General features: G+C 63.6%; 31 protein-coding genes and 3 tRNA genes. 9 read left to right on the top strand and 25 right to left on the bottom strand.

What is annotated here, in order from left to right; translation table 11 throughout:
* Nucleotides 1–73: 73 nt before the first annotated feature.
* Both U1E20_RS12070 and U1E20_RS12075 read right to left on the bottom strand, forming a co-directional pair.
* Nucleotides 74–397: a hypothetical protein gene (locus tag U1E20_RS12070; RefSeq protein ID WP_409980868.1), complete on the bottom strand. Its 324-nt coding sequence runs from the start codon at nt 395–397 to the stop codon at nt 74–76.
* 157 nt (nt 398–554) lie between these two features.
* On the bottom strand, nt 555–893 hold the full coding sequence (locus tag U1E20_RS12075) for a phasin family protein (protein ID WP_409980869.1): 339 nt from the start codon (nt 891–893) through the stop codon (nt 555–557).
* Between the two features lie 250 nt (nt 894–1,143).
* Between U1E20_RS12075 and U1E20_RS12080 the strand changes: the two genes are divergently transcribed.
* A complete protein-coding gene (locus tag U1E20_RS12080; protein ID WP_409980870.1) occupies nt 1,144–2,820 on the top strand; it encodes a serine hydrolase in 1,677 nt (558 codons plus the stop codon).
* Nucleotides 2,821–2,870: 50 nt separating this feature from the next.
* Here the strand turns inward: U1E20_RS12080 and U1E20_RS12085 are convergent, their stop codons facing one another.
* Together U1E20_RS12085 and U1E20_RS12090 are read right to left on the bottom strand one after the other, a co-directional pair.
* On the bottom strand, nt 2,871–3,596 hold the full coding sequence (locus tag U1E20_RS12085; protein ID WP_409980871.1) for a DnaJ domain-containing protein: 726 nt from the start codon (nt 3,594–3,596) through the stop codon (nt 2,871–2,873).
* A 10-nt stretch (nt 3,597–3,606) separates the two neighbouring features.
* Nucleotides 3,607–4,314, bottom strand: coding sequence for a VWA domain-containing protein (locus U1E20_RS12090; RefSeq protein WP_409980872.1), 708 nt, complete (start codon nt 4,312–4,314; stop codon nt 3,607–3,609).
* 117 nt (nt 4,315–4,431) lie between these two features.
* On the opposite strand from U1E20_RS12090, the gene U1E20_RS12095 reads away from it, so the two are divergent.
* Entirely contained in the window at nt 4,432–5,010 is a 579-nt protein-coding gene (locus U1E20_RS12095) for a DUF2478 domain-containing protein (protein WP_409980873.1), read from the top strand.
* Here U1E20_RS12095 and U1E20_RS12100 read toward each other — a convergent pair.
* Nucleotides 5,003–6,034 (bottom strand): amino acid ABC transporter substrate-binding protein, encoded by a 1,032-nt coding sequence (locus U1E20_RS12100; protein ID WP_409980874.1) that lies wholly within the window; start codon nt 6,032–6,034, stop codon nt 5,003–5,005. The two genes, U1E20_RS12095 and U1E20_RS12100, sit on opposite strands and share 8 nt — an antisense overlap.
* Before the next feature lie 75 nt (nt 6,035–6,109).
* On the opposite strand from U1E20_RS12100, the gene metC reads away from it, so the two are divergent.
* Nucleotides 6,110–7,294, top strand: a complete 1,185-nt coding sequence (gene metC / locus U1E20_RS12105; RefSeq protein WP_409980875.1) for a cystathionine beta-lyase — start codon at nt 6,110–6,112, stop codon at nt 7,292–7,294.
* A 73-nt stretch (nt 7,295–7,367) separates the two neighbouring features.
* Complete coding sequence (locus U1E20_RS12110; protein ID WP_409980876.1) at nt 7,368–7,721, top strand: hypothetical protein; 354 nt, start codon at nt 7,368–7,370, stop codon at nt 7,719–7,721.
* A 36-nt stretch (nt 7,722–7,757) separates the two neighbouring features.
* Here the strand turns inward: U1E20_RS12110 and U1E20_RS12115 are convergent, their stop codons facing one another.
* The 10 genes from U1E20_RS12115 to U1E20_RS12160 all read right to left on the bottom strand — a co-directional run bounded on the left by U1E20_RS12115 (nt 7,758) and on the right by U1E20_RS12160 (nt 12,702).
* On the bottom strand, nt 7,758–8,222 hold the full coding sequence (locus U1E20_RS12115) for an NUDIX hydrolase (protein WP_409980877.1): 465 nt from the start codon (nt 8,220–8,222) through the stop codon (nt 7,758–7,760).
* Entirely contained in the window at nt 8,219–9,217 is a 999-nt protein-coding gene (locus tag U1E20_RS12120; protein ID WP_409980878.1) for an inorganic phosphate transporter, read from the bottom strand. Before U1E20_RS12120 ends, U1E20_RS12115 begins: the two co-directional genes overlap by 4 nt.
* A gap of 9 nt (nt 9,218–9,226) precedes the next feature.
* On the bottom strand, nt 9,227–9,871 hold the full coding sequence (locus U1E20_RS12125; protein ID WP_409980879.1) for a DUF47 domain-containing protein: 645 nt from the start codon (nt 9,869–9,871) through the stop codon (nt 9,227–9,229).
* A gap of 99 nt (nt 9,872–9,970) precedes the next feature.
* Nucleotides 9,971–10,708, bottom strand: a complete 738-nt coding sequence (locus tag U1E20_RS12130) for a DUF2865 domain-containing protein (RefSeq protein ID WP_409980880.1) — start codon at nt 10,706–10,708, stop codon at nt 9,971–9,973.
* A 29-nt stretch (nt 10,709–10,737) separates the two neighbouring features.
* Nucleotides 10,738–10,814 (bottom strand) — tRNA-Arg (locus U1E20_RS12135).
* Between the two features lie 81 nt (nt 10,815–10,895).
* Nucleotides 10,896–10,972: transfer RNA gene (locus U1E20_RS12140), tRNA-Arg, on the bottom strand.
* A gap of 9 nt (nt 10,973–10,981) precedes the next feature.
* On the bottom strand, nt 10,982–11,290 hold the full coding sequence (locus tag U1E20_RS12145; protein WP_409980881.1) for an ETC complex I subunit: 309 nt from the start codon (nt 11,288–11,290) through the stop codon (nt 10,982–10,984).
* Nucleotides 11,291–11,353: 63 nt separating this feature from the next.
* Nucleotides 11,354–11,430, bottom strand: a tRNA-Pro gene (locus U1E20_RS12150).
* Nucleotides 11,431–11,633: 203 nt separating this feature from the next.
* Nucleotides 11,634–12,092 (bottom strand): DUF192 domain-containing protein, encoded by a 459-nt coding sequence (locus tag U1E20_RS12155; protein ID WP_409980882.1) that lies wholly within the window; start codon nt 12,090–12,092, stop codon nt 11,634–11,636.
* Between the two features lie 40 nt (nt 12,093–12,132).
* Complete coding sequence (locus U1E20_RS12160; protein WP_409980883.1) at nt 12,133–12,702, bottom strand: cold-shock protein; 570 nt, start codon at nt 12,700–12,702, stop codon at nt 12,133–12,135.
* A gap of 488 nt (nt 12,703–13,190) precedes the next feature.
* Here U1E20_RS12160 and U1E20_RS12165 point away from each other — a divergent pair, with 488 nt between their 5' ends.
* Nucleotides 13,191–14,621, top strand: coding sequence for an aspartate aminotransferase family protein (locus U1E20_RS12165; protein ID WP_409981087.1), 1,431 nt, complete (start codon nt 13,191–13,193; stop codon nt 14,619–14,621).
* 36 nt (nt 14,622–14,657) lie between these two features.
* On the opposite strand, the gene U1E20_RS12170 is transcribed toward U1E20_RS12165, so the two are convergent.
* Nucleotides 14,658–15,548: a branched-chain amino acid aminotransferase gene (locus U1E20_RS12170; protein ID WP_409980884.1), complete on the bottom strand. Its 891-nt coding sequence runs from the start codon at nt 15,546–15,548 to the stop codon at nt 14,658–14,660.
* A 159-nt stretch (nt 15,549–15,707) separates the two neighbouring features.
* On the opposite strand from U1E20_RS12170, the gene U1E20_RS12175 reads away from it, so the two are divergent.
* From U1E20_RS12175 to U1E20_RS12185, 3 genes are read left to right on the top strand one after another with little or no spacing between them, the layout of a single operon-like run.
* Nucleotides 15,708–16,241, top strand: coding sequence for a MarR family winged helix-turn-helix transcriptional regulator (locus U1E20_RS12175; RefSeq protein WP_409980885.1), 534 nt, complete (start codon nt 15,708–15,710; stop codon nt 16,239–16,241).
* Entirely contained in the window at nt 16,238–16,981 is a 744-nt protein-coding gene (locus U1E20_RS12180) for a response regulator (RefSeq protein ID WP_409980886.1), read from the top strand. The genes U1E20_RS12175 and U1E20_RS12180 overlap by 4 nt, the downstream gene beginning before the upstream one ends.
* An 18-nt stretch (nt 16,982–16,999) precedes the next feature.
* Nucleotides 17,000–18,370 (top strand): ATP-binding protein, encoded by a 1,371-nt coding sequence (locus tag U1E20_RS12185; protein WP_409980887.1) that lies wholly within the window; start codon nt 17,000–17,002, stop codon nt 18,368–18,370.
* Between the two features lie 18 nt (nt 18,371–18,388).
* Here U1E20_RS12185 and U1E20_RS12190 read toward each other — a convergent pair whose 3' ends face one another.
* The 4 genes from U1E20_RS12190 to U1E20_RS12205 form a co-directional block, all read right to left on the bottom strand.
* A complete protein-coding gene (locus U1E20_RS12190; RefSeq protein WP_409980888.1) occupies nt 18,389–19,063 on the bottom strand; it encodes a TetR/AcrR family transcriptional regulator in 675 nt (224 codons plus the stop codon).
* Nucleotides 19,064–19,139: 76 nt separating this feature from the next.
* The gene (proC, locus tag U1E20_RS12195; protein ID WP_409980889.1) at nt 19,140–19,955 is read right to left on the bottom strand and encodes a pyrroline-5-carboxylate reductase; all 816 of its coding nucleotides are present in this window, start codon (nt 19,953–19,955) and stop codon (nt 19,140–19,142) included.
* The gene (locus tag U1E20_RS12200; protein WP_409980890.1) at nt 19,952–20,455 is read right to left on the bottom strand and encodes a YbjN domain-containing protein; all 504 of its coding nucleotides are present in this window, start codon (nt 20,453–20,455) and stop codon (nt 19,952–19,954) included. The genes proC and U1E20_RS12200 overlap by 4 nt, the downstream gene beginning before the upstream one ends.
* A gap of 368 nt (nt 20,456–20,823) precedes the next feature.
* Complete coding sequence (locus tag U1E20_RS12205; RefSeq protein ID WP_409981088.1) at nt 20,824–21,300, bottom strand: L,D-transpeptidase; 477 nt, start codon at nt 21,298–21,300, stop codon at nt 20,824–20,826.
* A 339-nt stretch (nt 21,301–21,639) separates the two neighbouring features.
* Here U1E20_RS12205 and U1E20_RS12210 point away from each other — a divergent pair, with 339 nt between their 5' ends.
* Nucleotides 21,640–22,509 carry a methyltransferase domain-containing protein gene (locus U1E20_RS12210; protein WP_409980891.1) on the top strand — a complete coding sequence of 290 codons (870 nt, stop codon included), beginning with the start codon at nt 21,640–21,642 and terminating at the stop codon, nt 22,507–22,509.
* A gap of 95 nt (nt 22,510–22,604) precedes the next feature.
* Here U1E20_RS12210 and U1E20_RS12215 read toward each other — a convergent pair whose 3' ends face one another.
* The 5 genes from U1E20_RS12215 to U1E20_RS12235 all read right to left on the bottom strand — a co-directional run bounded on the left by U1E20_RS12215 (nt 22,605) and on the right by U1E20_RS12235 (nt 25,669).
* Nucleotides 22,605–22,964 carry a protease inhibitor I42 family protein gene (locus U1E20_RS12215; protein WP_409980892.1) on the bottom strand — a complete coding sequence of 120 codons (360 nt, stop codon included), beginning with the start codon at nt 22,962–22,964 and terminating at the stop codon, nt 22,605–22,607.
* Nucleotides 22,965–22,992: 28 nt separating this feature from the next.
* Nucleotides 22,993–23,667, bottom strand: coding sequence for a methyltransferase family protein (locus tag U1E20_RS12220; protein ID WP_409980893.1), 675 nt, complete (start codon nt 23,665–23,667; stop codon nt 22,993–22,995).
* A gap of 214 nt (nt 23,668–23,881) precedes the next feature.
* Nucleotides 23,882–24,664, bottom strand: a complete 783-nt coding sequence (locus tag U1E20_RS12225) for a WcbI family polysaccharide biosynthesis putative acetyltransferase (RefSeq protein ID WP_409980894.1) — start codon at nt 24,662–24,664, stop codon at nt 23,882–23,884.
* Nucleotides 24,661–25,353, bottom strand: coding sequence for a GSCFA domain-containing protein (locus tag U1E20_RS12230; protein ID WP_409980895.1), 693 nt, complete (start codon nt 25,351–25,353; stop codon nt 24,661–24,663). Before U1E20_RS12230 ends, U1E20_RS12225 begins: the two co-directional genes overlap by 4 nt.
* A gap of 127 nt (nt 25,354–25,480) precedes the next feature.
* Nucleotides 25,481–25,669 (bottom strand): hypothetical protein, encoded by a 189-nt coding sequence (locus U1E20_RS12235; protein ID WP_409980896.1) that lies wholly within the window; start codon nt 25,667–25,669, stop codon nt 25,481–25,483.
* Nucleotides 25,670–26,066 lie beyond the last annotated feature (397 nt).

A 26,066-nucleotide genomic window follows, 5' to 3' on the forward strand; every position in this document is an offset into this window, starting at 1 on the left:
GCGCCGCCGTCCCCAGATGACGCAAAAGCCCGGCCTGACGGCTCAGGACCGGGCCAAAATCAGAAGCCGCCGCTCAGAAGGTGAAGCGGCGAACGTCCACGCCATATTCATTGAGGAGCCTGTGCATCGCCGGAGAAAGGCGAACCACACGAAAAGCGTTTTGATTTGAGCTACAATCGTTTTTGAGCCCGACATATTTGGCTCTCAGCGTGTTGGCTTCGCTCTCGCTCACTGAGGTGCGAACCTGTTCGATCACCAAGCTCACTTCCGAACTGTCATATTGTCTGACCAGCGAACAGCCGATGCGCAAATCCTGCGCGGACGCCGGAAAAGCGGAAGCGCTGAGAAGGATCGCGCCAAATAGCGCGCCGGCAAAAGCCGGTTTTTTGTGACTCACGGGATACTCCCTTGGCTAAAGCCGACCATTTCGCGCGTCGCCAGACAAAAAATCTCAGCGAAAAGCGGCGAAACTGCGTTCGGCGGAAAGCCCGGCGGAGGCAGGCGCCTCCCCCGGTTATCCTAGCCGCGTAGTGGACGAACGTGTTTACCGCCTATCACTCGGCGGGGCTGTACGCCTTCGCCGCCGACTCGATCGGCTTGAAAACTTCCTTGGCCATCGACGTATAGAGCTCGCCGAGCTTCGTCGCCTCGGCGAGGAAATCTTCATAAGCGCCCTTGGCGTAGTCCGACTGAAGCTGCAGCGCTTCGTCCAACTTTTTGACCGCGATCAGCTTTTCAGCCAGAACGCGGCTCTTCTCGAAGGACTTCTTGGAATAATCGGTGGTTTCGGCGGCGATGCTCTGCCAGCCCTTGGTCACCGCGGCAGCAGCGGCGGAGACGGCTTCAAATTGCTCTTTGCCGAGCTTCTGAACGTTGTCGAAGGTAGCTACCATGGTTCGTCCTCATGATTTTGGCGCAAAGGCGCCCTATGCGGCCATATGCGCCCGCTAACGATCTATTTATATGCATTGCACAAAATAAAGTCAATAAAAATGTTGCGACGCAATATCAATCAAGCGCATCGAAGGGGCGCATGGACAATGCTTAACCTGCGGGTAACCGCCGGCCGTTAATTTAGCCGAACGTCACTTTTGGCGCGGCTGGGCGGTTGCGCGGACAACAGTGAAGTGAAGGAACGCGTTCATGGTGAGATCGAGTTTGTTGGACGAGCTGTCGCGGGCCCGCTCCCTTGCCGCAGTCGCCGCCACGATCATGATCCTTTTGACGACGTCAATCGTCCCGGCGGAAGCGCGTCGGGGCTGGCGTCACCACCATGCCGAGTTTAATGAGCGCGTCTCAGCCGCACGGACCCGCGCCAATGCCGCTGGCGATCCGATCATCGGCGAGCATCGCGGCTTTTCGGCCATCGTCGTCGACGCCAACAGCGGCCACACGCTCTATTCGCGCTCGGAACATGAGCTGCGCCATCCGGCGTCCGTCACCAAGGTGATGACGCTCTACCTCTTGTTCGAGCAGCTGGAAAAAGGCCGGCTGCGCCTCGATTCGCCGCTGATGATTTCCCAGCATGCGGCGGCGCAGGCGCCGACCAAGCTCGGCCTGCGTCCCGGCCAGACGATCAGCGTCGACAATGCAATCAAGGCGGTCGTCACGAAATCCGCCAATGATATCGCCTGCGCAATCGCCGAAAACGTCGCTGGCGACGAGCATAGTTTCGCGCAGATGATGACCCACAAGGCGCATGCGCTCGGCATGCGCAACACCCATTATGAGAATGCGTCTGGCCTTCCCGACCCGGACCAGGTGACGACTGCGCATGATCTCGCCCTGCTCGGACGCGCGATTCAGGAGCGCTTTCCGCGCTACTACCGCTACTTCTCGACGCCGAGCTTCGCCTACAACGGCGCTGTGCACAGAAATCACAACCATCTGCTCGGCCAGGTCGAAGGCATGGACGGCATCAAGACCGGCTATACGCGTGCGTCCGGCTTCAATCTTCTCACCTCCGTGCGCCGTCATGGGCATCACATCGTCGCGGTGGTGATGGGCGGCAAGACCGCCTATACGCGCGACCGCATCATGGCCGGGCTGATCGAGGAACATATCGGCGGCGGCTCCTCGGTCAGAACCGTGGCGGCAATCGCCGAAGACCCGCGCGCCGGCGACGCGCCGGAGCGTTTGGCCGAGGAAGAACGGCCGCAGCGCGCCAGAGTCGCCGCCGAGCGCGTCCAGCAGATCGCCGCACCCGAGCGACTGGCCTATGCCGAGCCCCAGGAAACCCTCGTCGACGAGCCGGAGCCCTTCAGGCGCCAGCAGACTGCGCCGGTTCCATCGGCGGACATTCCGTCTCAGCAAAGCGCCGCGCGGCCGTCGATCCGGCCCGCCTTCGTGTCAGGCGGCCAAAAGCGGGCGGGCGCCGCCGATGACGCCGAGCGCAAGAGCATGTCGCCGAGCGCCAGAACGCATGTCGGCCTCACGCCGGTCGCCTCGCGCGATGGATCGACCACGAGCGGCTCGCGCAAGCTCGATATTACGCCCGTGTCGACGACCCCCTCGGCTATTCGCGGCGCCGCCCTCAAAACGCAGGCCGCCAGAGCCGACGCCAATCGCCCCGCGCGACCGGGCTGGATGATCCAGATCGGCGCGACCGAGGACGAGGAAAAAGCCAATCAATTGCTTGCGCGCGCGCGCGGCCAGCTGCAGGGGTTCCCGGCCAGTGCGACGGCGTTCACTGAAAAGGTCCAGAAAGGATCCGGAACGCTTTATCGCGCCCGTTTCGCGGGCCTCGAGGAGGAGACCGCGCAATCGGCGTGCAAGGCGCTCAAGCGCTCCGGCTTTGCCTGTTTCACGACGAAGAACTGATTTGCGACATGTCGACGACCTGGGACCACGACTACGGCGAGCGGCGGGCGTCAGTGCTGGTGACGCCGCATCAGGACATCCTTCGCCTCATTTACGCGGGCCGCAAGATCCGTCGTCCCGCCAAGATCTGGATGAAGCTTTTTCATCAGATCGCGGTGGGCTCGGGCAATGTCCGCGGCGGCGGCGCCGCGCTTGAGGCCAAGAATCTCGTACGCCTCGTCTTCCGAAATCGCGCCCGTGCGACGCGCGCCGCCCTCGCCCGCGCGGAAGCCCCCAAAGTCCGCGTGCGCATCGCTTGCCGAACGCCAGCCGGAAAATCGGCGGTCAAGATAAGCTTCTAAGAGCCTCGCGCCGTCCGGGTCGTCGCGGCGGCAAACGCCGTACAGTTCAAGAAGGGCCGGCCGCGTCAGGGAGTTGAGCTGCGCGCCCTCATGCTGGCCCGCAAGCACGACGCCCCGGATCGCGCCGCTCGAATGGTCGAGCTCCATTTCGATCATCGCGGAACGCACGCGCGACACGCCGCCCCCGCCCCCGCCGGCGTTTCGAAAACCGCGCAATGTTCTGCCGCTCAGACCCATCAGCCATGCGCCAAAGCCGAGCAGCGCCATGCCGATGTCGAGACGGCCGCGGGCGAGAAGCAGCGCGCCCAGCGCCAGCGCCAGGACGCCGCCGCCGCGCTTCAAGATGACGGCCAGCACCGCAGGCGACGTCTTCGTATAGGCGTTGAGCGCCAGGATGGTCAGGACCAGCGCGACAAGTCCGATCAGAATGGGCATGCTCTCATCCTCAACCGATCTGGGACAGGAGCAGACGCGCCGCGCCCTCGCCTTCGCCGGCGCGCCGCTCCAACTCCAATCTGCCGCCGACGGCGTAGGCGGCCGCGGCGGCCAGCAATTCAGCAAGTCGCCGCGGCGCGGCGGCGTCGAAGGCCGCATGGGCGCCGCCGGTCAGGCGCGCGATCTCGCGATAGGCGTGTCTTACGTCGGCGTCCTGGCCCTCCTGGAACATGAAGGCTTTCACGCCGAGCAGCCCCAATTGTCCCGCCGTCGCCGTCAAATCGTCGATCCGCTCCTCCATCGCGTCGCCAATAAACACCAGCGCCCCGACGCGTCCGCTGCGCGACTCGTCGAGCGCGTGGCGCAGGACCTTGCCGATCTGCGTGCGTCCGCCCTGGCAGATGATCCGCGACATCAGCGCGCCGAGCCCTTCTCCTCCCGAAACGAAGCGCGAGGCGCGGCATTCTGCAAAGCCGCGGAAATAGACCAGCTGAACGTCAAGCCCGCCCTGGGCGGCGGTCGTGCGAAACATTTCTCCTTGAATCGACTGCGCCATGTCCCATGTCGGCTGCCGGCTCATTGTCGCATCAAGCGCGAATATCAGCCGGCCGCGCGACTGGTCGACCGTGACGCTCCTTGCCTTGTCGAGGAAGGCGTCTATCGGCCCCGATCGAGCGGAACCCTGAGCGGCTGGCGGCTTAGCTGAATGATCGCCCACTGCGGTTCACGTCGTTTCTTTGACGTTCTCATTAAAATCGGCCGCGCGCTCTGATAAACAAGAGGCTTGGCGCAAAACCCGAACATAGGCTCTTTCGACGCGCCCGGCGAGGACTCGATGCCAACCCACCGCGAAGAATTTCATGGGCTGAGCGGCGCTCCCCTGACGGACTCGGCCGGATGGACGCGCATCGCGGCGCTCCCGGCGGAGGATAGCGTCCGTGTCCAGTCCCTGATGCGGGCGTTCGCCGAAGAGCTGATGGAAAGCGGCGTGCGGGTCGGCGGCGTGACGCAGATCCGGGTCGCGGATCGATCAGGGATCATGCTGCGCGACGTCGCCAGCGGCGCCTTCTATCCGATCTCGCAGGACCTTGGCCCCGGCTCTGTCGCCTGCAATCTCAATACGAGCGAATTGGCGCTCGCCTGTGCCGCGATCGAGCGGGCGGCCAGCAGCGGCGCGCAGCTGATCGTCATCAGCAAATTTTCCAAACAGGAGGCGGGTCGCGGCGGGCTCTGCGACGCCTTCCGCGCCGCGATGACGGCGCGCGTGCCGGTGATCGCGGCGGTGTCGCCGCACTATCGCGAGGAATGGCGCGCCTTCGCCGGGCCGCTGGCCGAAGACGTCGCGCCGGAGCGCCAGGCGCTCGCCGACTGGTGGGCGAAAATCTACAAAGTCGCGGACCGGTCCCCTATCTGACCGGCGGCGCGTACATTAGGCCGCCCTTGCTCCACAAGGCGTTCAGCCTTCGCTCCATGGCAAAAGGCGCCCCCTGCCCGAGGTTGCGCTCGAAAACATCGGCGTAATTGCCGACATGTTTGATGATGCGATAGGCCCAATCCTCGGACAGGCCGAGATCGCCGCCATGTGCGCCGTCGACGCCGAGCAGGCGCCGGATCTGTGGTTTTTCCGACGACAGCGCGGCGTCGGCGTTCGCCTTGGATACGTCCAGCTCCTCAGCGTCGAGCATCGCGAAGAGCGTCCAGCGGACGATATTGAACCATTGATCGTCGCCCTGTCGCACGAGCGGACCGCGCGGCGATTTTGAAACAAGGTCGGGCAGAACGGCGTGATCCGCCGGCGCCGTCAAGCCGATCCGGACGCCATGCAGGGTGGTAACGTCGGCGGTCAGCGCGTCGCACTTGCCATCGTCATAGGCCTTGGCCGCATCCTCCAGGCTCGCATAGAGCTTGGGGTCGTATTTCGCCTTGCGGGCTCGAAAGAAGTCGGCGACGACAAGCTCATAGGGCGTGCCCTGCTCGATGCAAATCGCGGCGCCGTCGAGGTCCTGAACGGAATTGAAGCCGCGCTGCCGGCGCACGATGAAGCCCTGTCCGTCGTATAGAAATATGCCCGCGTAGATGAGCTTTTGACCCGCGTCGCGCGCCTGGGTCCAGGGCGATGCGCTGGCGAGGAGATCGACCGCGCCGGACTGCAGCGCGCCGACCCGCGCTTTCGGCGAGAGTTCGACGAATCGCGCCTTGGAAGGATCATCGAGAACCGCGCTGGCGACGGCGCGGCAGAAGTCAACGTCGAAGCCGCGCCATTCGCCCGATCCGTCGCGCTGGGCAAAGCCCGGCGCGGCGGTGACGCCGCAGATAAGGGCGCCGCGCTTGACGATCTGGCCGAGCGTGGGGCCGACGTCCGTCTGCGCGCTTGCGCGAGGCGCGAAGAGCGCGCCGGCGAAAGCCGCTAAACAGGCAAAAAGGAGGCGGCGCATCATGGCGGGCTCGGCATCCGGCGGCGGATATAATACGGTCGCCCGGCGCGCGCGCATAGGCGACTCGTCAGAGGCGGCATGTCAGAAGACAAGAAAGAAACGAAGCATAAATTAAGGCCCGCCACTCTCGTGACGCAAGCCGGCCGCGCGCCTTTCGATCATTTCGGCTTCGTCAATCCGCCGATTTATCGCGGCTCGACCGTGTTGTTTCCGACCGTCGCCGCGCTCGAGGGGCTGCGCCAGCCCTACACGTACGGGACCAAGGGCACGCCGACCACGCGCGCGCTCGAACAGGCCTGGTGCGAGATCGCCGGCGCCGCCGACGCCGTGCTGACGCCCTCGGGCCTTGCGGCGATCGGCCTCGCGCTTCTGACCGCGACCCATGCCGGCGCGCATGCGCTGATCGCCGACTGCGCCTATCAGCCGACGCGGATGTTCTGCGACGGCCTGCTCAAGCGTTTCGGGGTGAATGTCGAATATTACGACCCGCTGATCGGCGGCGGGATCGCCGCGCTGATGCGGCCGGAGACGACCGCGGTGCTCGTCGAATCGCCCGGCTCGCAGAGCATGGAGGTTCAGGACGTTCCCGCCATCGCCGCCGCCGCGCACGCCCATGGCGCCTGTGTGATCGCCGACAACACCTGGGCGACCCCGCTTCTGTTCCCGCCGCATGAGCGCGGCTGCGACCTCGCGATCGAGGCCGGCACCAAATATCTCGCCGGCCACGCCGATCTGCTCATCGGCCTGGTTTCCGCCAACGCCAAATGGGCCAAGCGCCTGCGCGCGACCTTCAACGCCTTCGGCATGGGGGCCGGTCCTGACGATGCGTCGCTGGCGCTGCGCGGACTGCGCACCATGGCGCTGCGGCTGCGCGAGCAGGAGCGCGCCGCGCTCGACATCGCGCAGTGGCTGCAGGACCGTCCCGAAGTCTCCCGCGTGCTGCATCCCGCCCTTCCGAGCCATCCCGGCCATGAGCTTTGGAAACGCGACTTCAGCGGCGCTTCCGGCGTATTTTCCGTCATCCTCAAGGACGCGTCGAACAAGGCGGTCGCCGCTTTCGTCGACGGGCTGGACCTGTTCGGCATCGGCTTTTCCTGGGGCGGCTATGAAAGTCTTGTTCTGCCGTTCGACTGCGCCTCATACAGGACGGCCACCCGCTGGACGCCGGAGGGACCGGCGCTGCGCTTCTCGATCGGACTGGAAGACGTCGGCGATCTGAAGTCGGACCTGGCGGCGGGACTTGCCCGGCTCAAGGCCTCCTAAAGGCGGCGCACTTAGAATATATTCCAATCTGCGATTCCCTGTGTGGCGAAGGTCTTTCGGAGGGAGAAGAGATATGGCGCCCGTTTCCCGGATTGTCGCTTACGCTGGCCTCTGCGGCTGGCTGATGGCGGGCGTCGCGCCGGCGCTTGCCGCCAGCGGCCAGGATTTTGCGAACCTCACATGCGCCTGCAAGGGCTGCGGCCAGAACAAGTCCGACGTCATCGGCAAATGCCCGGACGTCTGCAAGGACAAGACAGTCTACAACAAGGGCGAGAAGGTCGTTCCCGCCGCGCCGGTTCGGGCCCGCCCTTCTCGAAGGGACAAAACCGCCAAAGCCGCCGAGCCGACGGAATTCTGCAAGGCGGCGCGCATGAAGCTGCCGAAAGGCTGGATGCGCGCCGATCCGCCGTCGGCCCCGTCGCGATAGGGCCGGCGGCGAATTGCTTAGACCGTCGCTCTAGGCCTAATTCTGCCCCGCCGCGCCGCAGAAGCCGAGAATCAGGTCGCGCAACTCAGGCTCTTCGACAAGGTCGGCTGAGATGGCGCATTCGAACCAGCGGGTGGCCCGCTGGCTTTTCTCCGGCCATTGCTTGCGCTGCCGTTGCACGCGAAGCGAGAACACCTCGACGCGGCAGTCGACCGTGGTCCCGCTCTTGAGACGTTTCTCATAGCCGAAGTCGCCGAGCTTCGTCTTCTCGATCTTACCGACAAGGCCGGCTTCCTGCACCGCCTCGATCGCCGCGACGATATGCGGTTTGCGGCCCTTCATCGGCCAGCCTTTGGGAATGACCCAGCGCTTGGTGTCGCGCGACGTGACCAGCATGATTTCCGTCCGGCCGTTGGCGACGCGCCAGGGCAAGGCCGCATATTGGGTGCGTGGAACCGGAGCCGCGCCCTCGCGCTTCTTCTTCGGTTTCGGCGTCTTCATGCCACGAACCTCGCGAGCACGTAGAACGCCGCGGCGAAAAAAGCAGCCATGGGCATGGTGATGACCCAGGCGACGACAATGTCCTTGGCGACGTTCCAGCGCACCGCCGCGACCCGCCGCGACGCGCCGACGCCAATGATCGCGCCGGTGATCGTGTGCGTCGTCGACACTGGGATTCCCAAGCCCGTCGCCAGGAACAAGGTGATGGCGCCTCCGGTCTCGGCGCAGAACCCCTGCATCGGGGTCAGCCGCGTGATTCGCGACCCCATTGTGCGCACGATTCGCCACCCGCCAAACAAGGTTCCAAGGCCCATGGCGGCCTGACAGGCGATGACCACCCAAAAGGGCACGTGAAACGCGCCGTCGAGCGCGCCATGGGCATAGAGAAGCACGGCGATCACGCCCATGGTTTTCTGCGCGTCATTGCCGCCATGTCCGAGCGAATAGAGGGAGGCCGAGGCGAATTGCAGAATGCGAAACAGCGCGTCGACGCCGCTGGGCGTCCGCCGCATGAAAATCCATGACACAAGCAGAATCAACGCTAGCGCCAGCACGAAACCCAACGCCGGCGACAAAAAGATGGCGGCGGCGGTCTTCAGCAGCCCATTCCAGACGATCGCCGAGACGCCGACCTTGGCGACGCCGGCGCCGACCAGTCCGCCGACGAGGGCGTGCGAACTCGACGACGGAATGCCCAATCCCCAGGTGATCAGGTTCCAGACGATCGCACCCATCAGCGCGCCGAAGATGACGAAATCGTCGACGATATCGGGCGAGACGATGCCCGCGCCGACGGTCTGCGCGACATGCAGCCCAAAAAAAAGAAAGGCGATGAAATTGAAGAAGGCGGCCCAGAACACGGCGTATTGCGGACGCAGAACGCGCGTCGAGACGATGGTCGCGATCGAATTGGCGGCGTCGTGCAGGCCGTTCAGAAAATCGAAGATCAGCGCGACCGCGATGAGCGCCAGGAGGTAGGACGAGAAGTTCTGCAAGCGCGCGCCCTAGGAATGCTCGATGACAATGCCGGCGACGCGTTCGGCTACGTCCTCAAAACCATCGACGACTCTTTCGAGATGGCCATAAATCTCCGCGCCGACAATGAACGCCATCGCATCTTTGTGGCGATGCGCCTGAAACAGCTCCTTCAATCCCTGATCGTGAATGGCGTCGGCCTCATCCTCGATGCGGGTAATTTCCTCGCTGAAGGCGTTCAGCCTGCCGGCGTTCTGGCGCATCGAGCGCAGCAAGGGTATGGCGTCGCGCGTGAGCTCCGCCGCTTGGATGATGATGTCGCCCATGCGGCGCATGCCCGGTTCGAAGTCGCGGGTCTCGTAGAGCAGCGTCGCCTTCGCCGTCTGATGCATTTGATCGATCGCGTCGTCCATCGCCGTGATCAGGTCGCGGATGTCGCTGCGATCGAAGGGCGTGATGAATGTGCGGCGAACCGCGAGATGCGCCTCTCGGGTGATAGAGTCCGCCTCATGTTCCTTGCGGCGGATTTCCTGGGAGCACAAAAGCACGCGCTCGCCGCCGTTGAGCAGCTCGCGCAAGGCGTGCGCGCCGGCGACAAGCGTCTCCGCGTGGCGCTCGAAAAGATCGAAGAAGCGCTCTTCTTTCGGCATGAGCGCCTGGAACCAAGACAGCATGGCGCTCTCGCCCCCGAATCTTCGTCACAAAACTGTCATAAACGGATCGCGGACATAGCCGGGCAAACCCCGGCTGTAAAGCGGCGAGAGGCGGGCGGCCTATCTCGAATGGCGCTGCGCCCTGTTCCAGGCGACCGATTCCGCCTCGGACAGTGAAACGCTTGTATCGTTTGGCGTGAATTTACGCGGCAGCACATCTCGAAGCCGCGCGCGGATGTGGCGCGGGGCGTGGCTGAGATTCACCAGACTTACGCCGTTGTAAACGAGCGCGCCGTTCTCGCCGATCACAATATCGTCCGCCCGCAGCGTCGGGTCCTTGCGCGAAAGCCGCAGGAAAAAGTCATGAGACGCAGCCGGATCATTGCAGGAGCATCGCGCCGTCAGCCTGTCGCGAAAGCTGAACGCGGTCCGCAGGGTTGAATAGCGCTCTCCCTTCGCGTTGCGCGCCTCCTCGATGCTGTCGCCCTGATAAAGCTGGACGCGCGCGGCCGGACAAGCCAGTTCGCACGACTGCTGGCCAGAAATCTGGGAAGATTTGATCAAGGGAAAATAATAGCCGTCGCAGGCGCGCACGCAGTAGCCGCCGCCCGACATCGAATCGGTCTCCGCCTGAACCGAAGGCTTGTCGCGGCGAATGGCGGCTTTCGGCGCCCGAGGTCGCGAACGCGTACGGGTCACGCTCCAGGAATGGCGCGACGGATAGGCCGAATATGGCTCCGGCCCGAAGAGGTCATCGAAAAAATCGCCCTGCGCAAAAGTGTCGAGGGGCGAAACGAGCGCGACGGCCAACGCTAAAGCGCCGGCGACATTTTTCGCCCCTTCGCGGTTGAACCGCATCTGCCTGTCCTCGTCGACAATATTTCGACTGGCGACCCCGGCAGGATTCGAACCTGCGACCTACTGCTTCGAAGGCAGTTGCTCTATCCGGCTGAGCTACGGAGCCGTCGACGGCGCAGCTTACGCCGCATACCGTATCACCACGGTGAATGCGGCGCCAGACGACGCTCGACAGGAGAGTCATATATGGCGACCCCGGCAGGATTCGAACCTGCGACCTACTGCTTAGAAGGCAGTTGCTCTATCCGGCTGAGCTACGGGGCCGAAGGAGACTCAATGCGTCCAGAGTCCGATGCGGCTGGTTTTGAAATTATCAGAATAGGATACGCCGCGGCGCGCGGCGAGATTGGGCCGCGGCTCCTCGACGCGATAGGCGAGGCCGTTGCGCTCGGCATAGGCGATCGCCTCCTCCTTGGTCGCGAATTTGAGCCTTACCTGCTGGCGCATGTCGCCGGAGCTCGTCCAACCCATCAGCGGCTCGATGCTGCGCGGCAGCTCCGGCTCGAAGTCGAGGCGCCACAGGTCGGAGCCGGGGCCGGATTGAGTGGCGCTCGGGGCGGGTAGATAGATTCGTGCGGTCATAAGGCCTCGACGTTGAAGCTGCGCCCGACGGCGCTTTGTGACAATGCGCGGCGGCGTTCGCGCTGGTCGGGGCAGCAGGATTCGAACCTGCGACCTGAAGTACCCAAAACTTCCGCGCTACCAGGCTGCGCCATACCCCGCCGGACAGGCCACGCCCAAGGCGGCCCTGCCCTCGCTCGAATTCCGCTAGCACGCACGCCCGCTTGGAACAAGAGAATGCGCCGATAGAGCCGCAGCTTGAGAAAAACCGCTCGCCGGCTCTTTTGCGCCTGGCTCGCCCCATGCTTTGAGACTGATCAATCTATCGGCGACTTGGTCAATCCGCCCGATATTCAGCCTTAACCTAGCGCTCAAACATGCGGTGACGCACCCGATCGCCTGGGGCGAGCGATATGCGCCGCGCCGCGCCGGCGTTGAGCTCCAGCACCGAATAGGCCGGCGCCGGCGAGCTGATGATCCGTTCGGACAGGGGCTCGGCGTCGGCGGCGACCCCAATCACCCGCCCGTCGCGTCCAATGAACACCATATCCAGCGGTATATACGTGTTCTTCATCCACATCGAGACCGGCCCCTCGACCTTAAAGTCGAACAGCATCCCGCGATCGGCCGGCATTGTTTTGCGAAACATTAGGCCGCGCGCGCGCGCCATCGGCGTGTCGGCGACTTCGACCTTGAACTCATGCTCGCCGGTCGACGTCACGATGCGCGCGACGTCGTCCGCCGGCTGCGCTTGCGCGACTATGGACGCCAGCAGCGCCAGAAAAGAGAAGATCGCTAAGCGGAAAATTTGCGCCGCTCTCATTTGCAAGCGCTCCAAAGGATGCTGCGCGGCATGGCGGACTTCAGTGCGACGGGACGCTCTTTGCTTCAAGCGGACGCACCTCGGTCGCCATCAGCCCCTTTGGACCGCCGCCGTAACGCACGAGCACGCTATCGCCGGGTTTTAGTTCGGTCATGCCGTAGCGGCGCACGGTCTCCATGTGGAGAAAAATATCTTCGGTGCCTTCGCCGCGCGTGAGGAAGCCGAATCCCTTCACGCGGTTGAACCATTTGACGATGGCGATCTCATAACCGCTCGTCGCGGCGACCTGGACATGAGTGCGCCCGGCGCAGGACTGCGAGGGATGGACGGCGGTCGACTCGTCCATCGCGATGACGCGAAAGACCTGCATGCCCTTGGCGCGCTTCTGCGCCTCGCAAACGACGCGCGCGCCTTCAAAGGCCGTCTGCAGCCCGCTGCGGCGAAGGATGGTGACATGCAAGAGAATATCGGCGGTGCCATCGTCCGGCACAACGAAACCATAACCCTTGGCGACATCGAACCATTTTATTCGTCCCGCGATCTCAATCAATTCAAGACCGGACTCATCCGATTCAGTCGCGCTCGACGTCAAATCATCCTGAAAAGTCATTTTAGCGCCCACCGACTAAACTCCCCAATGCTGATCCAGAGCATTGTCCCGACGCGCGCGTTGGCGATTTTCCGAAGGCGCGTATCACCCCGCATCGCTCAAGAATCACTTTTGACAGGATATCACCCACGGCGCGCCTTCCAACCTGCAATTTTCATTGCCAAGCGCAATGTCTGTGGATATGCGCGGCGTTTGCGCGCGCATTGGCGAAACCATTGGCGCACATGTTGAAACTTGCATGTTCGCGCGTCGTCGCGTGCAGCGATATTGCGCAATATGGGCGTCGTGCGGCAGCGGATGAGGTCGACGGCGACGCACAAATCTTCACGCCTGTGGCCCGAGCGCCACATTGGCGCGATTTGACAAACCGGCCCGCGGCGCGCAATCGAAATGGGCGAGCGTGTGCGCCTTGACGCCTGCCTCCCATTTTCTCGGTTGGAGCGCCGCCAATGACCATTTCTACGACCGCCCCAGCGAGCGCGCCGACGATGGTTCGCGCTCCGGAAGGCGATTCCGGCCAAATCGATCCGCGATACGACCTTGCCGCTCTTGCCGCCGCCCGTGAAGGCGAGCGCTTTTCGCTGCATTCGAAGCGCCTCAATGAAATGTGGGTCCGCGTTCTCAAGACGATCGGCTATGACGTTGGATTCACGCGAGGCGTCGGCCCCTATCTATGGGATCGCAAGGGCGACCGCTATCTCGATCTCCTCAGCGGCTGGGGAGTCTTCGCGCTCGGACGAAATCATCCCAAGGTGCGCGACGCGCTGGTGAGCGTGCTCGACGGCGAATTCGCCAATCTCGTGCAACTTGACGTTTCGGTTCTGGCCGGCGTTCTCGCCGAGAAGCTGCTCGCCTATGCGCCGTGGCTGGACAAGGCGTTTTTCGCCAATTCCGGCGCCGAGTCGGTCGAAGCGGCGATCAAATTCGCGCGCGCGGCGACGGGCCGTCCCGGCATCCTACACTGCGCGCATTCCTTTCACGGCCTGACCTATGGGTCGTTGTCGATGAACGGCGACGAAATTTTCAAGAAGGGGTTCGGCCCGTTGTTGCCGAATGCTCATGAAGTCGAATTCGACGATCTTATCGCCCTCGAACGCGCCTTGGCTGGGCGCGACGTCGCCGCCTTCTTCGTCGAGCCGATCCAGGGCAAGGGCGTCAATATTCCGAGGGAAGACTATCTTCTCGGGGCGCAGGCGCTGTGCCGGAAATATGGAACGCTGTTCGTCGCCGACGAAATCCAGACGGGGCTCGGCCGCACCGGCCGCTTCTTCGCGATCGATCATTTTCCAGGCGTCGAGCCGGACATGGTCGTCGTCGCCAAGGCGCTTTCCGGCGGCCATGTTCCGGTCGGCGCGGTGCTGGCGCGCAAATGGATTTTCGACAAGGTCTTCGACCGCATGGATCGCGCGGTCGTGCACGGCTCGACCTTCAGCAAGAATGATCTCGCGATGGCGGCGGGGATTGCGACGCTCGATGTTCTCGAGAACGAGCATGTGATCGAAAATTCGGCGAAGAAGGGCGACCGCCTTCTCGCGTCCTTTACGAAGATGGCCGAAGGCTATGAGCTCGTCGCCGACGTGCGCGGCAAGGGTCTCATGATCGGCGTCGAATTCGGGCCGCCGAAGTCGCTCAAGCTGAAAGCCGCCTGGAATCTGCTGGAAACAGTGAATTCAGGCCTGTTCTGTCAGCTCATCTCGATCCCGCTGTTTCGCGATCACAAGGTGCTGACGCAAGTCGCCGGACATGGCAATCACACGATCAAGTTGCTGCCGCCGCTGACGATATCGGACGAGGATTGCGATTGGATCGAACAATCGTTCGACGCCGTCATCGCCGACGCGCATAAGGCCCCGTCCGCCGTCTGGTCGCTCGGCAAGACTCTCGCCGAACACGCGATCAAGGCGCGCATGAGCGGCTGATCCGATTGTCGACGCGCCGCGATCCGCGGATCGCGCTCACACGACTGGCGAAGGCTGCTTCTCGACCTCGTGCGAATAGTCTTCGATCAGCGCGCGCGACAGTTCGCCGGGCGTGAAACGATAGGCACCGATCTCCGACACCGGCGTCACTTCAGCGCCCGTGCCGCAGATGAAGCACTCCGAGAACGTCGCCATTTCCTCGGGCATGATTCGGCGCTCGACGACCTCGATCCCGCGTCGTCTCGCCAGATCAATCACCGTGCGCCGCGTTATGCCGTCGAGAAAACAGTCGGCGATCGGCGTATGCAACGCGCCGTCGCGCACGAAGAACACGTTCGCGCCGGTGCATTCGGCGATGCGGCCGAGCCAATCATACATCAGCGCGTCGGCGAAGCCGCGCCGCTCGGCGCGATGCTTTGAGATGGTGCAGATCATATAGAGGCCGGCCGCCTTCGCCATCGACGGCGCCGTCTGCGGATCTGGCCGCCGATATTCGGCGATGTCGAGCCTGATGCCTTTCATCTTGGTCTCGACGTCGAACATGCTCGGCCAATCCCAGACCGCGATCGCGACGTTGATCGTCGAATTCTGGGCGGCGACCGCCATCATTTCGCTGCCGCGCCACGCCACCGGCCGTACATAGCAGTTCGACAGGCCATTGGCTTTCACCGTCTCATGCTTGGCGGCGTCAAGCTGTTCGGCGCTGTACGGAATTTCGAAATCGAGAATTCGAGCGGAGTTCAAAAACCGTTCCGAATGCTCGCGCGATTTGAAGATCGCGCCGCCATAGGCGCGCTCCCCTTCGAAGACGCAAGAAGCGTAGTGCAGACCATGCGAAAGGACGTGAAGCTTGGCTTCGCGCCAGGGGACAAGTCCGCCGTTTTGCCAGATGAATCCGTCGCGCTGATCGAAGGGCGGAAGCGACATGGCGAACTCCGGAAAGACGCGATCGAAGAGGCTGAACAAGGCGCTGCGACGCGCGGTCAGCACTAGCCATCGGTCAGATTTATGTCAATATAGTTGACGTAAATAGCTCGCGCGAAACGTCAGGCAAGAACCAGCGTGAACGAACTCCTAGCGAGAAAAATGGTTGAGCCCGGCTCCGCCGCCTGGCGGAGAGCCGCCGCGGACGTTGCGGCCACGACCGACGAGGACGCTCTCGAACTTGTCGAGCTATTTTTCTTCGCCTACCGCGATTTCGTCGGCGACGCGGATCGACTGCTCGAAAAATACGGTTTCGGACGGGCGCATCATCGCGTTCTGCATTTCGTCTACCGCCGCCCCGGCCTCACCATCGCTGCGCTGCTGGACATATTGAGGATTACCAAGCAGAGCCTCAACCGCGTGCTGAAACAGCTTCTCGAGGCAGGCTTCGTCGAGGCGCGCGCCGGAATCGTCGACCGCCGCCAGCGCCTGCTCTATCCGACTCCCCAGGGGGCGAAGCTGGCGCGCGATCTCTCGGCGCTGCAGTCGGCGCGATTTCTGAAGGTCATGGATGAACTGCCCCCCGTCGCGCGCGGCGCGGCCTCCGAATTTCTGTTCGCGATGATCGACCCCGATGAACGCGCGCGGGTTCGCGCCCATCTCGCCTGCGCAAAAACGGCCGGCGACGCGCCATGACGCTCGCTCCGCATCACGCCGGCGCGCCGAACGCAAAGGCGGCGCATATATTGGTTGTTGACGACGATCAGCGCATTCGCACCCTCCTGTCGCGCTATCTGACCAAGGAGGGCTATCTGGTCAGCGCCGCCGCCGACACAGGCGAAGCGCGCGCGAGATTGCGGGATTTCGCTTTCGATCTCATCGTGCTGGATGGAATGATGCCTGGCGAAACCGGCGCCGCCTTCGCCGCCCGGCTCCGCAGCAGCGCGGAGCCGCTGCGTTCCGCGCCGATTCTCATGTTGACCGCGTTGACGGAGACAGCGGACCGCGTCAAAGGGCTCGAGGCCGGGGTGGACGACTATCTCGCCAAACCATTCGATCCTCGCGAATTGTCGCTTCGCATCGCCAGCATCCTGCGCCGCGCCCGGCGCGCCGAGCCGGCGGGCCCCAGGCGGTTCGGCGATTTCGTGTTCGATCCGTCGCGCGGCGAATTGTTGCGCGGCGGCGCGCCGGTTCGGCTGACCACCCGCGAGCGCGATCTCTTGCGGACGCTGGCCGAAGGCGACGGCGCCTTGGTATCGCGCCAGACCCTCGCGCAGCGCGATCCCGATCGGAGCGCAAGCGAACGCAGCGTCGATGTCGAAATCGCCCGATTGAGACGCAAGATCGAGACCGACCCCAATGCGCCACGCTACCTTCAAACCGTGCGCGGCCACGGCTACCGGCTTCTCGTCGAGCCGCTGCGCGCCAGCCGATGAAATGATAGAGTCGCCACGATGACCGCCGTCCTACCGGAAGTTCTCGCCGCGCCACGCAATCTGTGGCGGCGCTTCGCCAACTGGCTGCACGACCGCATGCCAAAGGGGCTTTACGCCCGCGCGCTGCTGATCGTGATTCTGCCGGTCGTGCTGCTGCAATCCGCCGTCGCCTATGTCTTCATGGAACGGTACTGGGAGGTAGTGACCTATCGGCTGTCCGCCGGGATGGCCCGACAGGTCGCGGCGCTCGTCGATGTTTATCAGACATTCCCGCAGGATCCGGACCACGCGCAACTGCGCCGTATCGCCGCTTTCGATCTCAACATGGAGATCGCGGTTCTTCCCAAACAGGAGCTGCCGGCGCCGCCGCCCAAGACAGCCTTGTTCTCGCTGCTCGACAAGGCGCTTGCGAAAGAGCTCTCGCGCAGGCTGAAGGACCCGTTCTGGATCAACACGTCGCTTCCGCGCAACCTGATCGAAATCCGCGTCGCGCTCGACGACGCGACGCTGCGAATGTTCGCCACGCGCACGCACGCCTATGCCTCCAATTCCTATATTTTCTTTATGTGGATGGCGATCGCCTCGGTGATCATCGTCGCCATCGCTACGTCGTTCCTGCGCAACCAGATCAGGCCGATCCTGCGTCTGGCTCGCGCCGCCGAGGAATTCGGCAAAGGCCGGAACGTCGCATTCAGCCCGCGCGGCGCCCGCGAGGTTCGGCAGGCTGGCGCGGCCTTCCTCGACATGAAGCGCCGCTTCGAACGCGCGATCGAGCAGCGCACGACCATGCTCAACGGCGTCTCGCATGATCTGCGCACCATCATCACGCGGTTCAAACTTTCCCTTGCATTGATGGGCGATTCGAACGAAGGCGCCGAAATGCGCAAGGACGTCGACGAGATGGAGCGCATGGTCGAGGCCTATCTCGCCTTCGCGCGCGGCGACGGCGACGAGAATTCATCGCCCACGGACATCGCCGCGATTCTAAGCGAGTTGAAGGCGGACACCGAACGGCTGGGTCTCGCCGCCGCGGTCAAGATCAAGGGCGATCCGACGATCGTCGCGCGGCCGGCGGCGATCAAGCGTCTGCTCGCCAATCTCGTCGGCAACGCGCAGCGCTATGGCAAGCGCATCGAACTTTCGGCGGTCAATGACGGCGCGACGATGACGGTCAATATCGACGATGACGGTCCGGGAATACCGGTCGAGCGTCGCGAAGAGGCGTTCCGGCCGTTCTATCGATTGGATGAATCGCGCAATCAGGATGATGGAAATTCTGGCTTGGGCCTTGCGATCGCGCGCGATATCGCGCGGGGGCATGGCGGCGACATTACGCTGGACCGCAGCCCGCTCGGCGGCTTGCGCGCGACCGCCAGCCTGCCCCTGTAACGACCATCGCGGCGCCGGTTACGCGCGCGCGTGTGGATAGCCGCCGTCGTCGTCGTGATCGCGGCCGCGCCGGGGGCGCCAGCCGAACAGGCTTTGCGCGAAGGAATAGAAGGGCCGCGTCAGCCTTGCGAAATCCTCCGCGCGATCGACATAGCGCTCGCCGCGGGTGAGTTCGCGATCAAGCGTCGACAAGGCGTCATGGATGTCGCCGGCAAACCAATCTTCAAGCACTCGGCTCCAGGCCAGGGCCAGTCCCTGCAGCTTGAGCGAGCCGACCGGGCCCTCGCTGTCGACGTCGGCGGCCTCCAGCATGAATCGCATCGAGTTCACGGTTTCCCGGTTGAGCGCCGCGGCGGTGAGCGGGTCGCGCGCCGCCCAGCGGCCGACGCTCGCCAGCGCCTCGCGATGCGGCTCCAGCGCATCGAGCCGACGGCGCAGCACGTCGTAGAGCCGCTCGCGCGCCGGTTCATGCGAAGCTTCCTTCGGCTGCGCATCGAGAACCTCCCGGTCGATGCGCCGCGAAAACGCGCCCATGATCGCGCCTTTCGACGGGAAAAGTTCGCGCAGATCGGCGAGCGAAATGCCGGCCTCCTGGGCGATGTCGGTGAGCGTCACGTCGCCGAACTCGCGCCGCGTCGCGAGCCGAAGCGTCGCATCGATCACTCGGTCGCGGGGGCTGCCGCCGCTATTCATATCTGTCTCCAGGTCCGCAGGAATTCCTAGTCTGTATTCTATTGTCGCCCGGCGGCGAGACAAGGCGCGCGCCGTCTTAACCGGACAGTTCCCCTGCCCGGCGTTTGGCGGCGGCGACGGCGCGCCGCATCAGCGCGGCAAGGCCGTCGGGCGCTTCGAGAACCTCCAGCGCCGCCGCGGTCGTGCCACCGGGAGAGGTCACACGCCGGCGCAATTCGTCGTGACTCGTCTCGGCTTGTCGGCGCATCAACTCGCCGGCGCCTTCGACGGTGGCGCGCGCCAGTCGCGTCGCGAGCGCGGCCGGCAGACCGGCTTCGGCGCCGGCGGCGGCGAGGCATTCGGCGAAATAGAAGACATAGGCGGGGCCGGAGCCCGAAACAGCGGTCACGGCGTCGATGAGCGACTCGTCGTCGACCCATTCCACAGCGCCGACGGCGCGCAGCAGCGCATCGGCGAACGCGCGCTGAGCGGCGCTGGTCGCGGGGCTCGCAAAGGCGCCGGTGATTCCGCGCCCGATCGCCGCCGGCGTATTGGGCATCGCCCGCACGATCGCCTGTGTCGGCAGACGCGCGGCGATGTCGGCGATGCGCTTGCCGGCGAGGATCGACGCCACGACGGTCGTGGGGCCAACGAATGGCGCCGCCGCGAGAGCGCCGGATTCGAGCGCTTGCGGCTTTACCGCGAGAACGACGGCGTCGCGCGGCGCAGCGGCGCCGTTAAGCTCATACCCGCGCTCGGCGCATAAAGTCTGGAGCCGCCGCGACGGCTGCGGCTCGATGACCGAAACGCATCCGATCAGATTCTGGGACGCCCAGCCTTCGAGCAAGGCGAGCCCCATATTTCCGGCGCCGATCAGGGCGACCGACCCCTTCGGATCGACCGCGTCCGTCACGCCTCGCCTTTCGTCTCGAAATTGGCGGAGGCGAGCGCCTCCTTGGCGCTTTTGCCGGCCCAGAGCACGAAATGGAACGCCTGATAATGCCGCTCGCAGGACTGAAGCGCATTGTCGAGCAAGGCCGCGCATTGCGTCGCCGACGGCTGCGCCCCGCCGCTGAGGATCAGCCCGTGACGATGCATCGCCACCCCCTCCTTCGGCCAGAAATCGAAATGCCCGATCCACATCTGCTCGTTGATGGCGTTGACGAGCGACATCAATTCGCCGCGCCGGCGCTCAGGCGCCTTGAGATCGAAGGCGCAGCTGACATGCAGCGTTTCGAGATGCGGAAGCCAGGTGAAGGCGACGTGATATTCCGTCCAGGCGCCGGCGACGGAAATTGAAATCTCGTCTTCGTCGTCTCGATCGAAAGACCAGTCGTTGGTGGCCGCCAGTTGCTCCACGACATCCACGGGATGTTCGGCGCGTTCAGTTTCATTTTCTGTTGCGATCAGCATGTGCCAACCTTTTATTTGGATGTCAGCATGACGCGGCGACTAAAGGACGGGCGACGATGCGTCGTGGAGTTTTCCGAGAGGCGCCTCCTTTTCAAGCAATTGATTCGAAGTCGAATCATCTCTTGTTTCACTATACTCCACACTCGAACTGTGACGCGAAAAAAGCGACGCTCCGATCTCGTTGCGGAGAAGACTTGCGGGATTCGCCGGTCGGCGTCCATCACGCCGCGGCAGTCGTCCACAAGCGAGTGGCGCGAAAAAAAAGCTGCGGAAAAGCCTTGGGGCGGGCGCGCCGGCGTGGCTAAGAACAAATAAAAGCCTCGCCCGCGTCGTGCGGGCGAGGCGTGATTCTATATGCGACGCTTACGTCAGCGCGTCATCATCACCGGCGCGCCGACGCTCACTCGTTCATACAGATCGGAGACGTCCTCGTTCAGCATGCGAATGCAGCCATAGGAGGCGGCTGTGCCGATCGAGGCGCGCATCTTGTGGGTCGTGCCGTGAATCGCCACCTCGCCATTGCTGAGGGTCAACGCGCGGACGCCCATCGGATTGCGCGGCGATCCGCCGGGAATGAAGTTCGGCAATTCAGGATGGTCGGCCTTCACCACCGCCGGCGGAACCCAGTCCGGATTGACGTATTTCCCCGCCACCGACGTCTCGCCCGACCATTCCTTGCCGCGCTTCGGCACCGCAACGGGATAGCTGATCGCGACGCCGGTATCGACGACATAGAAGAGCCGGCGCTGACCGGCGCTGATGACGATCGTGCCGGGCGCGACGCTCGGCGAAATGGAGACGATGTTGCGGGCCGCCGCGTTCTGCGGCAGCGCGGTCAACGCCATTCCGCCAACCGCCGCGAGCAAGAGGAACTTCAACGCCCTCGCCGGCTTGACGCTGCGGACTCGACGCGAAAGATCAATGAGGTTACGCATGACGCTTACACCCTGTTTACTGACGCCTTGGCGGCGAATTCTCGAATGGACGCATTCTAACTTTCGCCATGATCTTGTCGAAACGTTCCGCGTCTTCAGGTTAGGGCTTAACGTTAAGACATGTCGTGAATTTTAGAACTTGCAGCCCGTCGCTTCCGATCATTGCGTCGCGATTGCGCCATCCTTTCGACCATATTCATGCGCATTGCGCGCATGCTAAGCTAACTGGCGCGGGCACGGTCGTAAGGAATGAGCGAAGCAGTCGGACCGCCAAAAATTTTTGATCGCGCGCTGCTGCGCCGGCGCCTAGCTCGATCGATCGCCAAAGGCGCGCCCGATTTTCTGATGGCGCGCGCCGCCGACGATCTGCTCGATCGCCTGCTGACCGTGAAGCGCGAATTTCCCCGCTCGCTCGATCTCGGCTCGCCAACCGCACATTTCTCGCAGGCCGTCGCGGCGAGCGGCCGCCCGCGTCCCTTGCGCGCCAGCGGCCATGGCGGCGACGTCATCATCGACGAGGAAGCCCCTCCCTTCGCGGCCGGCTCCTTCGACCTGATCGTCTCCGGCATGGCGCTGCAATGGGTCAATGATCTGCCGGGCGTGCTGGCGCAGGCGCGGCGTATTCTTGCGCCGGACGGGCTGTTCCTCGCCTGCCTCATTGGCGGCGCGAGTCTCGTCGAGCTTCGTTCCGCGCTCGCACAGGCGGAAGTGGAAATCGCCGGCGGCGCGAGTCCGCGCGTCTCGCCCTTCGTCGACGTTCGTGACATGGGCGCGCTGCTGCAGCGCGCCGGCTTCGCCCTGCCCGTCGCCGACGTCGACAGCGTCACGCTGCGCTATGATTCAATGTTCGCGGTGATGGACGATTTGCGCGCCATGGGCGCCGCCAATGTTCTTGCAAAGCGCGCGCGTAAGCCGATGCGACGCGACGTTTTCGCGCGCGCGGCGCAGATTTACGCCGAGCGCTTCTCTGACCCTGACGGACGCGTGCGCGCAAGCTTCGAAATCGTCTGGGCGTCCGGCTGGGCGCCGCATGAGAGCCAGCAGAAGCCGGCGCAGCGCGGCTCGGCGACGATGCGGCTCGAAGATGCGGTGAAGGCGTCGCGCAAGGGCGATGCCTAGGCGTCGCCATATGGGACGCAGGAGCTTTGGCGAGCCTGGAGGCTCGCTTCGCTGCGACCAAGCCGGAATTGGCGCATCTAATTCGCGGCCCCGATTTAGGGCGCGACCTCGACCTCGACGCTGCGGGTTTGAACTGGCGCGGGCTCCCAGGGCCGCTGATAGACGAAAACGATTGCGGCCTGACCGGGCTTGAGCGCGCGGATGTTCCAATGATGCACGCCAGGGCTGCCGACCATGCGCCGTCGCGCGCCGCTGCGGCCCGCATCGGTTATCGACATAATGCCGAGATTGCGGCTGGCGCTTTGATCGATGCGCCAGGAATAGCCGGTCGTCACATTCTCCTGCAGAGAAAAATTGGCGCTGCCTCCCGGCGTGAGCCTTATGACGTCGCCAGCCTGCGCGGGCGGCGCAGCGAAAAGACCGAGCAGCAGCAGACGCGGCAATTGACGCCTCATGACCTGTTTCCCTTAACCCGCGAATCTTTCAATACACGCCCGGAATGAGCCGGGACGTATGGGCGCGATAGGCGTCATAGGACACGCCGAACTCGGAACTCAGCAAGCGTTCCTCGGCGTTCATCCGGGCGATGAGCGGCGGGATATTCGCCAACGCCAGAAGCACGCCAACCGCCGTATTGAACGCCAGCCCCCAGCCGAGCGCCGAGATCAACAGGCCGAGATAGCTCGGATGCCTGATGCGGCTGTAAAGTCCGGTGGTCACGAGTTCGTGGCCCGGCTGAATCGCGACGAGGCCGCTGAACCGTCGTCCCAGCACGGCGACCGGCCTCAGCCGCAACGCCCCGCCCGCAGCGAAAAGCGCGACTCCGAACCACCGCACGGCGTCGCCGTCCAATGTCCAAAAACCCTCCCGGTCGGCCCAGGCCGGCAGATAGGCGCCAAGAAGCCCGAGACTGAAGAATACCGGAATGACCCAGCGATTGCCCGTGTCCTCCCGGACGCCCGAGCTGAGATTGCCGCCGACGAAGAGCGAGACGACCCCCAATGCGAGCGTGACGCCGACCAGCGCGGTCCGCGCCGGATTGGCGAAATAGGCGTCGACCCCGCCGGCGCCGAGGATCGCCAGCGCAAGAAATACGCCGATGGACAGCGCAACGGAGAGGGCGCGAACCAGCAGCGAATGAGACTTGGCGTCATCCATCGGCTCAACCTTTCGTCAGTCGTGGCCCCGCGAGCGATCCGAAATTTACCGCGTCGAAGCCGAAGGGCGCGCCATCGAGGAGCCCCTAGGGACCGGCGCGCACATCGTCACATCAATTCCCTGATCACCGCCGCCGCCCGCTTTACCACAGGATTTTCGAAGCAGGACTTGTCGTGCTTTTCGAACATGTCGAAGCTCTGTTCGACGAATGGCTTCAAACGCAAGAACGGTCCTCGACCGTCCGAGAGGTCGAGGGGCGCGCCCATTTTCTTGAACAGATAATCGCCGCGCATTCCCAGCGCGGCGCCGATTTCCGGATAAACCGGCCATATGACGCTGGCGGCAAGCGTATCGATAACCGGCATCGGCCGCGGCGCATTGGAGGAGATAAGGCCGCCTTCGTCGCCAGCTGTTTCGCCACGCTCGCGAGGATGACCGGGAGCGGGTGGTTGATCGTGTGCATGAACGGCCCTTCATGCATCCAGCCCTCCCATTCGGGCGCCGCATCCAGCCCGACCTCCGCGAAGGTCTTGAACAGGAACCTCCTGGCTTTCTCAAACTCCGCAAAATATCCGAGCCGCTCGAAAACATCCGCATTGAAGAGCCGCGTCGCCGTTTCGGCGTCGCCGCCGAGCGAATAGACCGCGGCGGCGATCGCCGAACTATAGGGGCCGACCGGCGAGCCGAGGAATGCGTCGGAACTGCCGCGGATATAGACGCAGTCGGGATGAACTCCCGTGAACACGATCGGGGGAATTGCATGCGCGGCGGCGTGGATTGTTTGGAATTGCGACCATTCAAGCTCGCCGAAAGCGTCCGGAAGCTTATGCATGAACACAATGTCGCAGGCCTTCATCAAGGCGACGACCTGGTCCAACATGCCTTCTCTTTGCCATACGCCCGCCTCGAACGCATAGACGGTGTCTTCATCGAGAAGCCGCATGAGAGAAAAACCGAGTGCGGTCGCCGTGCATCTTCCAACCACGCCGATCTTCATTCGAGAACGGCTCCTTCATCGCAAATGATCCCCGCGTTTTCGTTCATCCGCGCCTCATCCTCGTCGCTGAGTTCGAGGGAGACGTGCGGGCCAGCGGCGAACCGGTAGTTCTCGGCGGGAACGTCGTCGCTGATCGCCGTCGGGCATAGCGGAAAGACTGTTCCGTCGACATTCGAAAGCCAGGTTTCGGTGAGGCCGAGGGTGTAAATGAACACGTCGCAGGTCTCGAACATCTCGCGCACCTTGTGCAGGTGGCGCGCGCGGTCGGCCGCCAGCGCCTCGCGAGATTCAAAGCCCGTCCTCTGAATGCGTGGGCGGAGCGGATCGACGAGATGGCCGTCCCGGTTGATCCAGGCATCATCCGCCGGCGCGAATTTTCCGTAGACGCGATCGAACAGCTGCACCAGCTGGCGAACCGTGTAGACATTGCCGAAGGGCGCCGGAAACACCCCATAATTCTCGTCGCGTGCGACGCCCCCCGGATCAAAGGTTTCATACACCGAATAGTTGAAGCCGCTCTCGAGCAGCGCGCGCGAGATATGCTGCGCGAAGCAGCTGCCGGCCGTGGCGACGCGATCGGTCCTGCCAATCTTGAACGGCACGCTGACGACAGGATCGACGACGGAACTCTCGACAATTCCGCCCCGCCAATATGTCCAGTCCGGACGACCGAGATACGGGCTTGCCATGAGAATGTCCTAACCTATCGCGCCTTTACGGTGATCAGGAAGAGCCGCGATCAACATCGAACGGCTGGCGTTGCGACGCGCAACCTGTTGAAAGGAACGCTACGTTACAAGGAGCGGCGGGCATCGCTTACTTCGTCGCGAGCAGGCAGCTTTGCGCACCCGCGCGACGGCCGAGGCAGGCGAACGGACCGGACGGGGCCACGGCTTCTGTTTGGCGGCCAGCACAAAACGCGACAATTCCGCGCGCCGCCTTCGCCGGCGTCATCGAGCTTTCGTACTCACAAACGCGGCGTTGATTGCCCTTCTGGCCGTCCATTGATGGGTCTGGCTTTGGAAGACGGATTTCGCGGTCGAAGCAGGAATGCAACGAACGAGCAATTAAAGCGTTTAAGCTGTGTTGGGATTCTCTTTGGAGGGCGGATCTATGCGTTCTGCTCCGATGACTGTTTTTGCAGTGGCGGTTATTCTAGGAGGCACGGCGACAGCGATAGCCGAGCCCACGAAGCGACAGGTTCCACACGTCGAACGAACCACTCAGCAGCCTACAGAAGCGCCTGAAGGGATTACGGCGATTCCACGGAGTTCGGCCGAGCAAGACCGAAGCAGTTACGTTAACTGGTCGCCATTTCTTCGTACCCAGAATTCCAGGCTCTCCGGTCGGACGCCCAGGATCCGCGGAGGTGGAGCTTCTCCGATTGCGCTCGAGGGCGGGA

The organism is Methylocystis sp., from assembly GCF_046349115.1.
In the GTDB taxonomy this organism is placed as follows: domain Bacteria; phylum Pseudomonadota; class Alphaproteobacteria; order Rhizobiales; family Beijerinckiaceae; genus Methylocystis.

What these genes read in the sequence shown, in the direction of transcription:
- U1E20_RS12175 (WP_409980885.1), top strand. Translation starts at nt 15,708, where the DNA reads ATGGTTGAGCCCGGCTCCGCCGCCTGGCGGAGAGCCGCCGCGGACGTT.
- U1E20_RS12185 (WP_409980887.1), top strand. Translation starts at nt 17,000, where the DNA reads ATGACCGCCGTCCTACCGGAAGTTCTCGCCGCGCCACGCAATCTGTGG.
- U1E20_RS12170 (WP_409980884.1), bottom strand. Translation starts at nt 15,548, where the DNA reads ATGTCGCTTCCGCCCTTCGATCAGCGCGACGGATTCATCTGGCAAAAC.
- U1E20_RS12200 (WP_409980890.1), bottom strand. Translation starts at nt 20,455, where the DNA reads ATGCTGATCGCAACAGAAAATGAAACTGAACGCGCCGAACATCCCGTG.
- U1E20_RS12205 (WP_409981088.1), bottom strand. Translation starts at nt 21,300, where the DNA reads ATGGCGTTGACCGCGCTGCCGCAGAACGCGGCGGCCCGCAACATCGTC.
- U1E20_RS12075 (WP_409980869.1), bottom strand. Translation starts at nt 893, where the DNA reads ATGGTAGCTACCTTCGACAACGTTCAGAAGCTCGGCAAAGAGCAATTT.
- U1E20_RS12085 (WP_409980871.1), bottom strand. Translation starts at nt 3,596, where the DNA reads ATGCCCATTCTGATCGGACTTGTCGCGCTGGTCCTGACCATCCTGGCG.
- U1E20_RS12125 (WP_409980879.1), bottom strand. Translation starts at nt 9,871, where the DNA reads ATGCTGTCTTGGTTCCAGGCGCTCATGCCGAAAGAAGAGCGCTTCTTC.
- U1E20_RS12115 (WP_409980877.1), bottom strand. Translation starts at nt 8,222, where the DNA reads ATGAAGACGCCGAAACCGAAGAAGAAGCGCGAGGGCGCGGCTCCGGTT.
- U1E20_RS12095 (WP_409980873.1), top strand. Translation starts at nt 4,432, where the DNA reads ATGCCAACCCACCGCGAAGAATTTCATGGGCTGAGCGGCGCTCCCCTG.
- U1E20_RS12110 (WP_409980876.1), top strand. Translation starts at nt 7,368, where the DNA reads ATGGCGCCCGTTTCCCGGATTGTCGCTTACGCTGGCCTCTGCGGCTGG.
- U1E20_RS12220 (WP_409980893.1), bottom strand. Translation starts at nt 23,667, where the DNA reads ATGGATGACGCCAAGTCTCATTCGCTGCTGGTTCGCGCCCTCTCCGTT.
- U1E20_RS12145 (WP_409980881.1), bottom strand. Translation starts at nt 11,290, where the DNA reads ATGACCGCACGAATCTATCTACCCGCCCCGAGCGCCACTCAATCCGGC.
- U1E20_RS12215 (WP_409980892.1), bottom strand. Translation starts at nt 22,964, where the DNA reads ATGAGGCGTCAATTGCCGCGTCTGCTGCTGCTCGGTCTTTTCGCTGCG.
- U1E20_RS12230 (WP_409980895.1), bottom strand. Translation starts at nt 25,353, where the DNA reads ATGGCAAGCCCGTATCTCGGTCGTCCGGACTGGACATATTGGCGGGGC.
- metC (WP_409980875.1), top strand. Translation starts at nt 6,110, where the DNA reads ATGTCAGAAGACAAGAAAGAAACGAAGCATAAATTAAGGCCCGCCACT.
- U1E20_RS12235 (WP_409980896.1), bottom strand. Translation starts at nt 25,669, where the DNA reads ATGGACGGCCAGAAGGGCAATCAACGCCGCGTTTGTGAGTACGAAAGC.
- U1E20_RS12130 (WP_409980880.1), bottom strand. Translation starts at nt 10,708, where the DNA reads ATGCGGTTCAACCGCGAAGGGGCGAAAAATGTCGCCGGCGCTTTAGCG.
- U1E20_RS12080 (WP_409980870.1), top strand. Translation starts at nt 1,144, where the DNA reads ATGGTGAGATCGAGTTTGTTGGACGAGCTGTCGCGGGCCCGCTCCCTT.
- U1E20_RS12160 (WP_409980883.1), bottom strand. Translation starts at nt 12,702, where the DNA reads ATGACTTTTCAGGATGATTTGACGTCGAGCGCGACTGAATCGGATGAG.
- U1E20_RS12100 (WP_409980874.1), bottom strand. Translation starts at nt 6,034, where the DNA reads ATGATGCGCCGCCTCCTTTTTGCCTGTTTAGCGGCTTTCGCCGGCGCG.
- U1E20_RS12190 (WP_409980888.1), bottom strand. Translation starts at nt 19,063, where the DNA reads ATGAATAGCGGCGGCAGCCCCCGCGACCGAGTGATCGATGCGACGCTT.
- U1E20_RS12225 (WP_409980894.1), bottom strand. Translation starts at nt 24,664, where the DNA reads ATGAAGATCGGCGTGGTTGGAAGATGCACGGCGACCGCACTCGGTTTT.
- U1E20_RS12180 (WP_409980886.1), top strand. Translation starts at nt 16,238, where the DNA reads ATGACGCTCGCTCCGCATCACGCCGGCGCGCCGAACGCAAAGGCGGCG.
- U1E20_RS12165 (WP_409981087.1), top strand. Translation starts at nt 13,191, where the DNA reads ATGGTTCGCGCTCCGGAAGGCGATTCCGGCCAAATCGATCCGCGATAC.
- U1E20_RS12155 (WP_409980882.1), bottom strand. Translation starts at nt 12,092, where the DNA reads ATGAGAGCGGCGCAAATTTTCCGCTTAGCGATCTTCTCTTTTCTGGCG.
- U1E20_RS12210 (WP_409980891.1), top strand. Translation starts at nt 21,640, where the DNA reads ATGAGCGAAGCAGTCGGACCGCCAAAAATTTTTGATCGCGCGCTGCTG.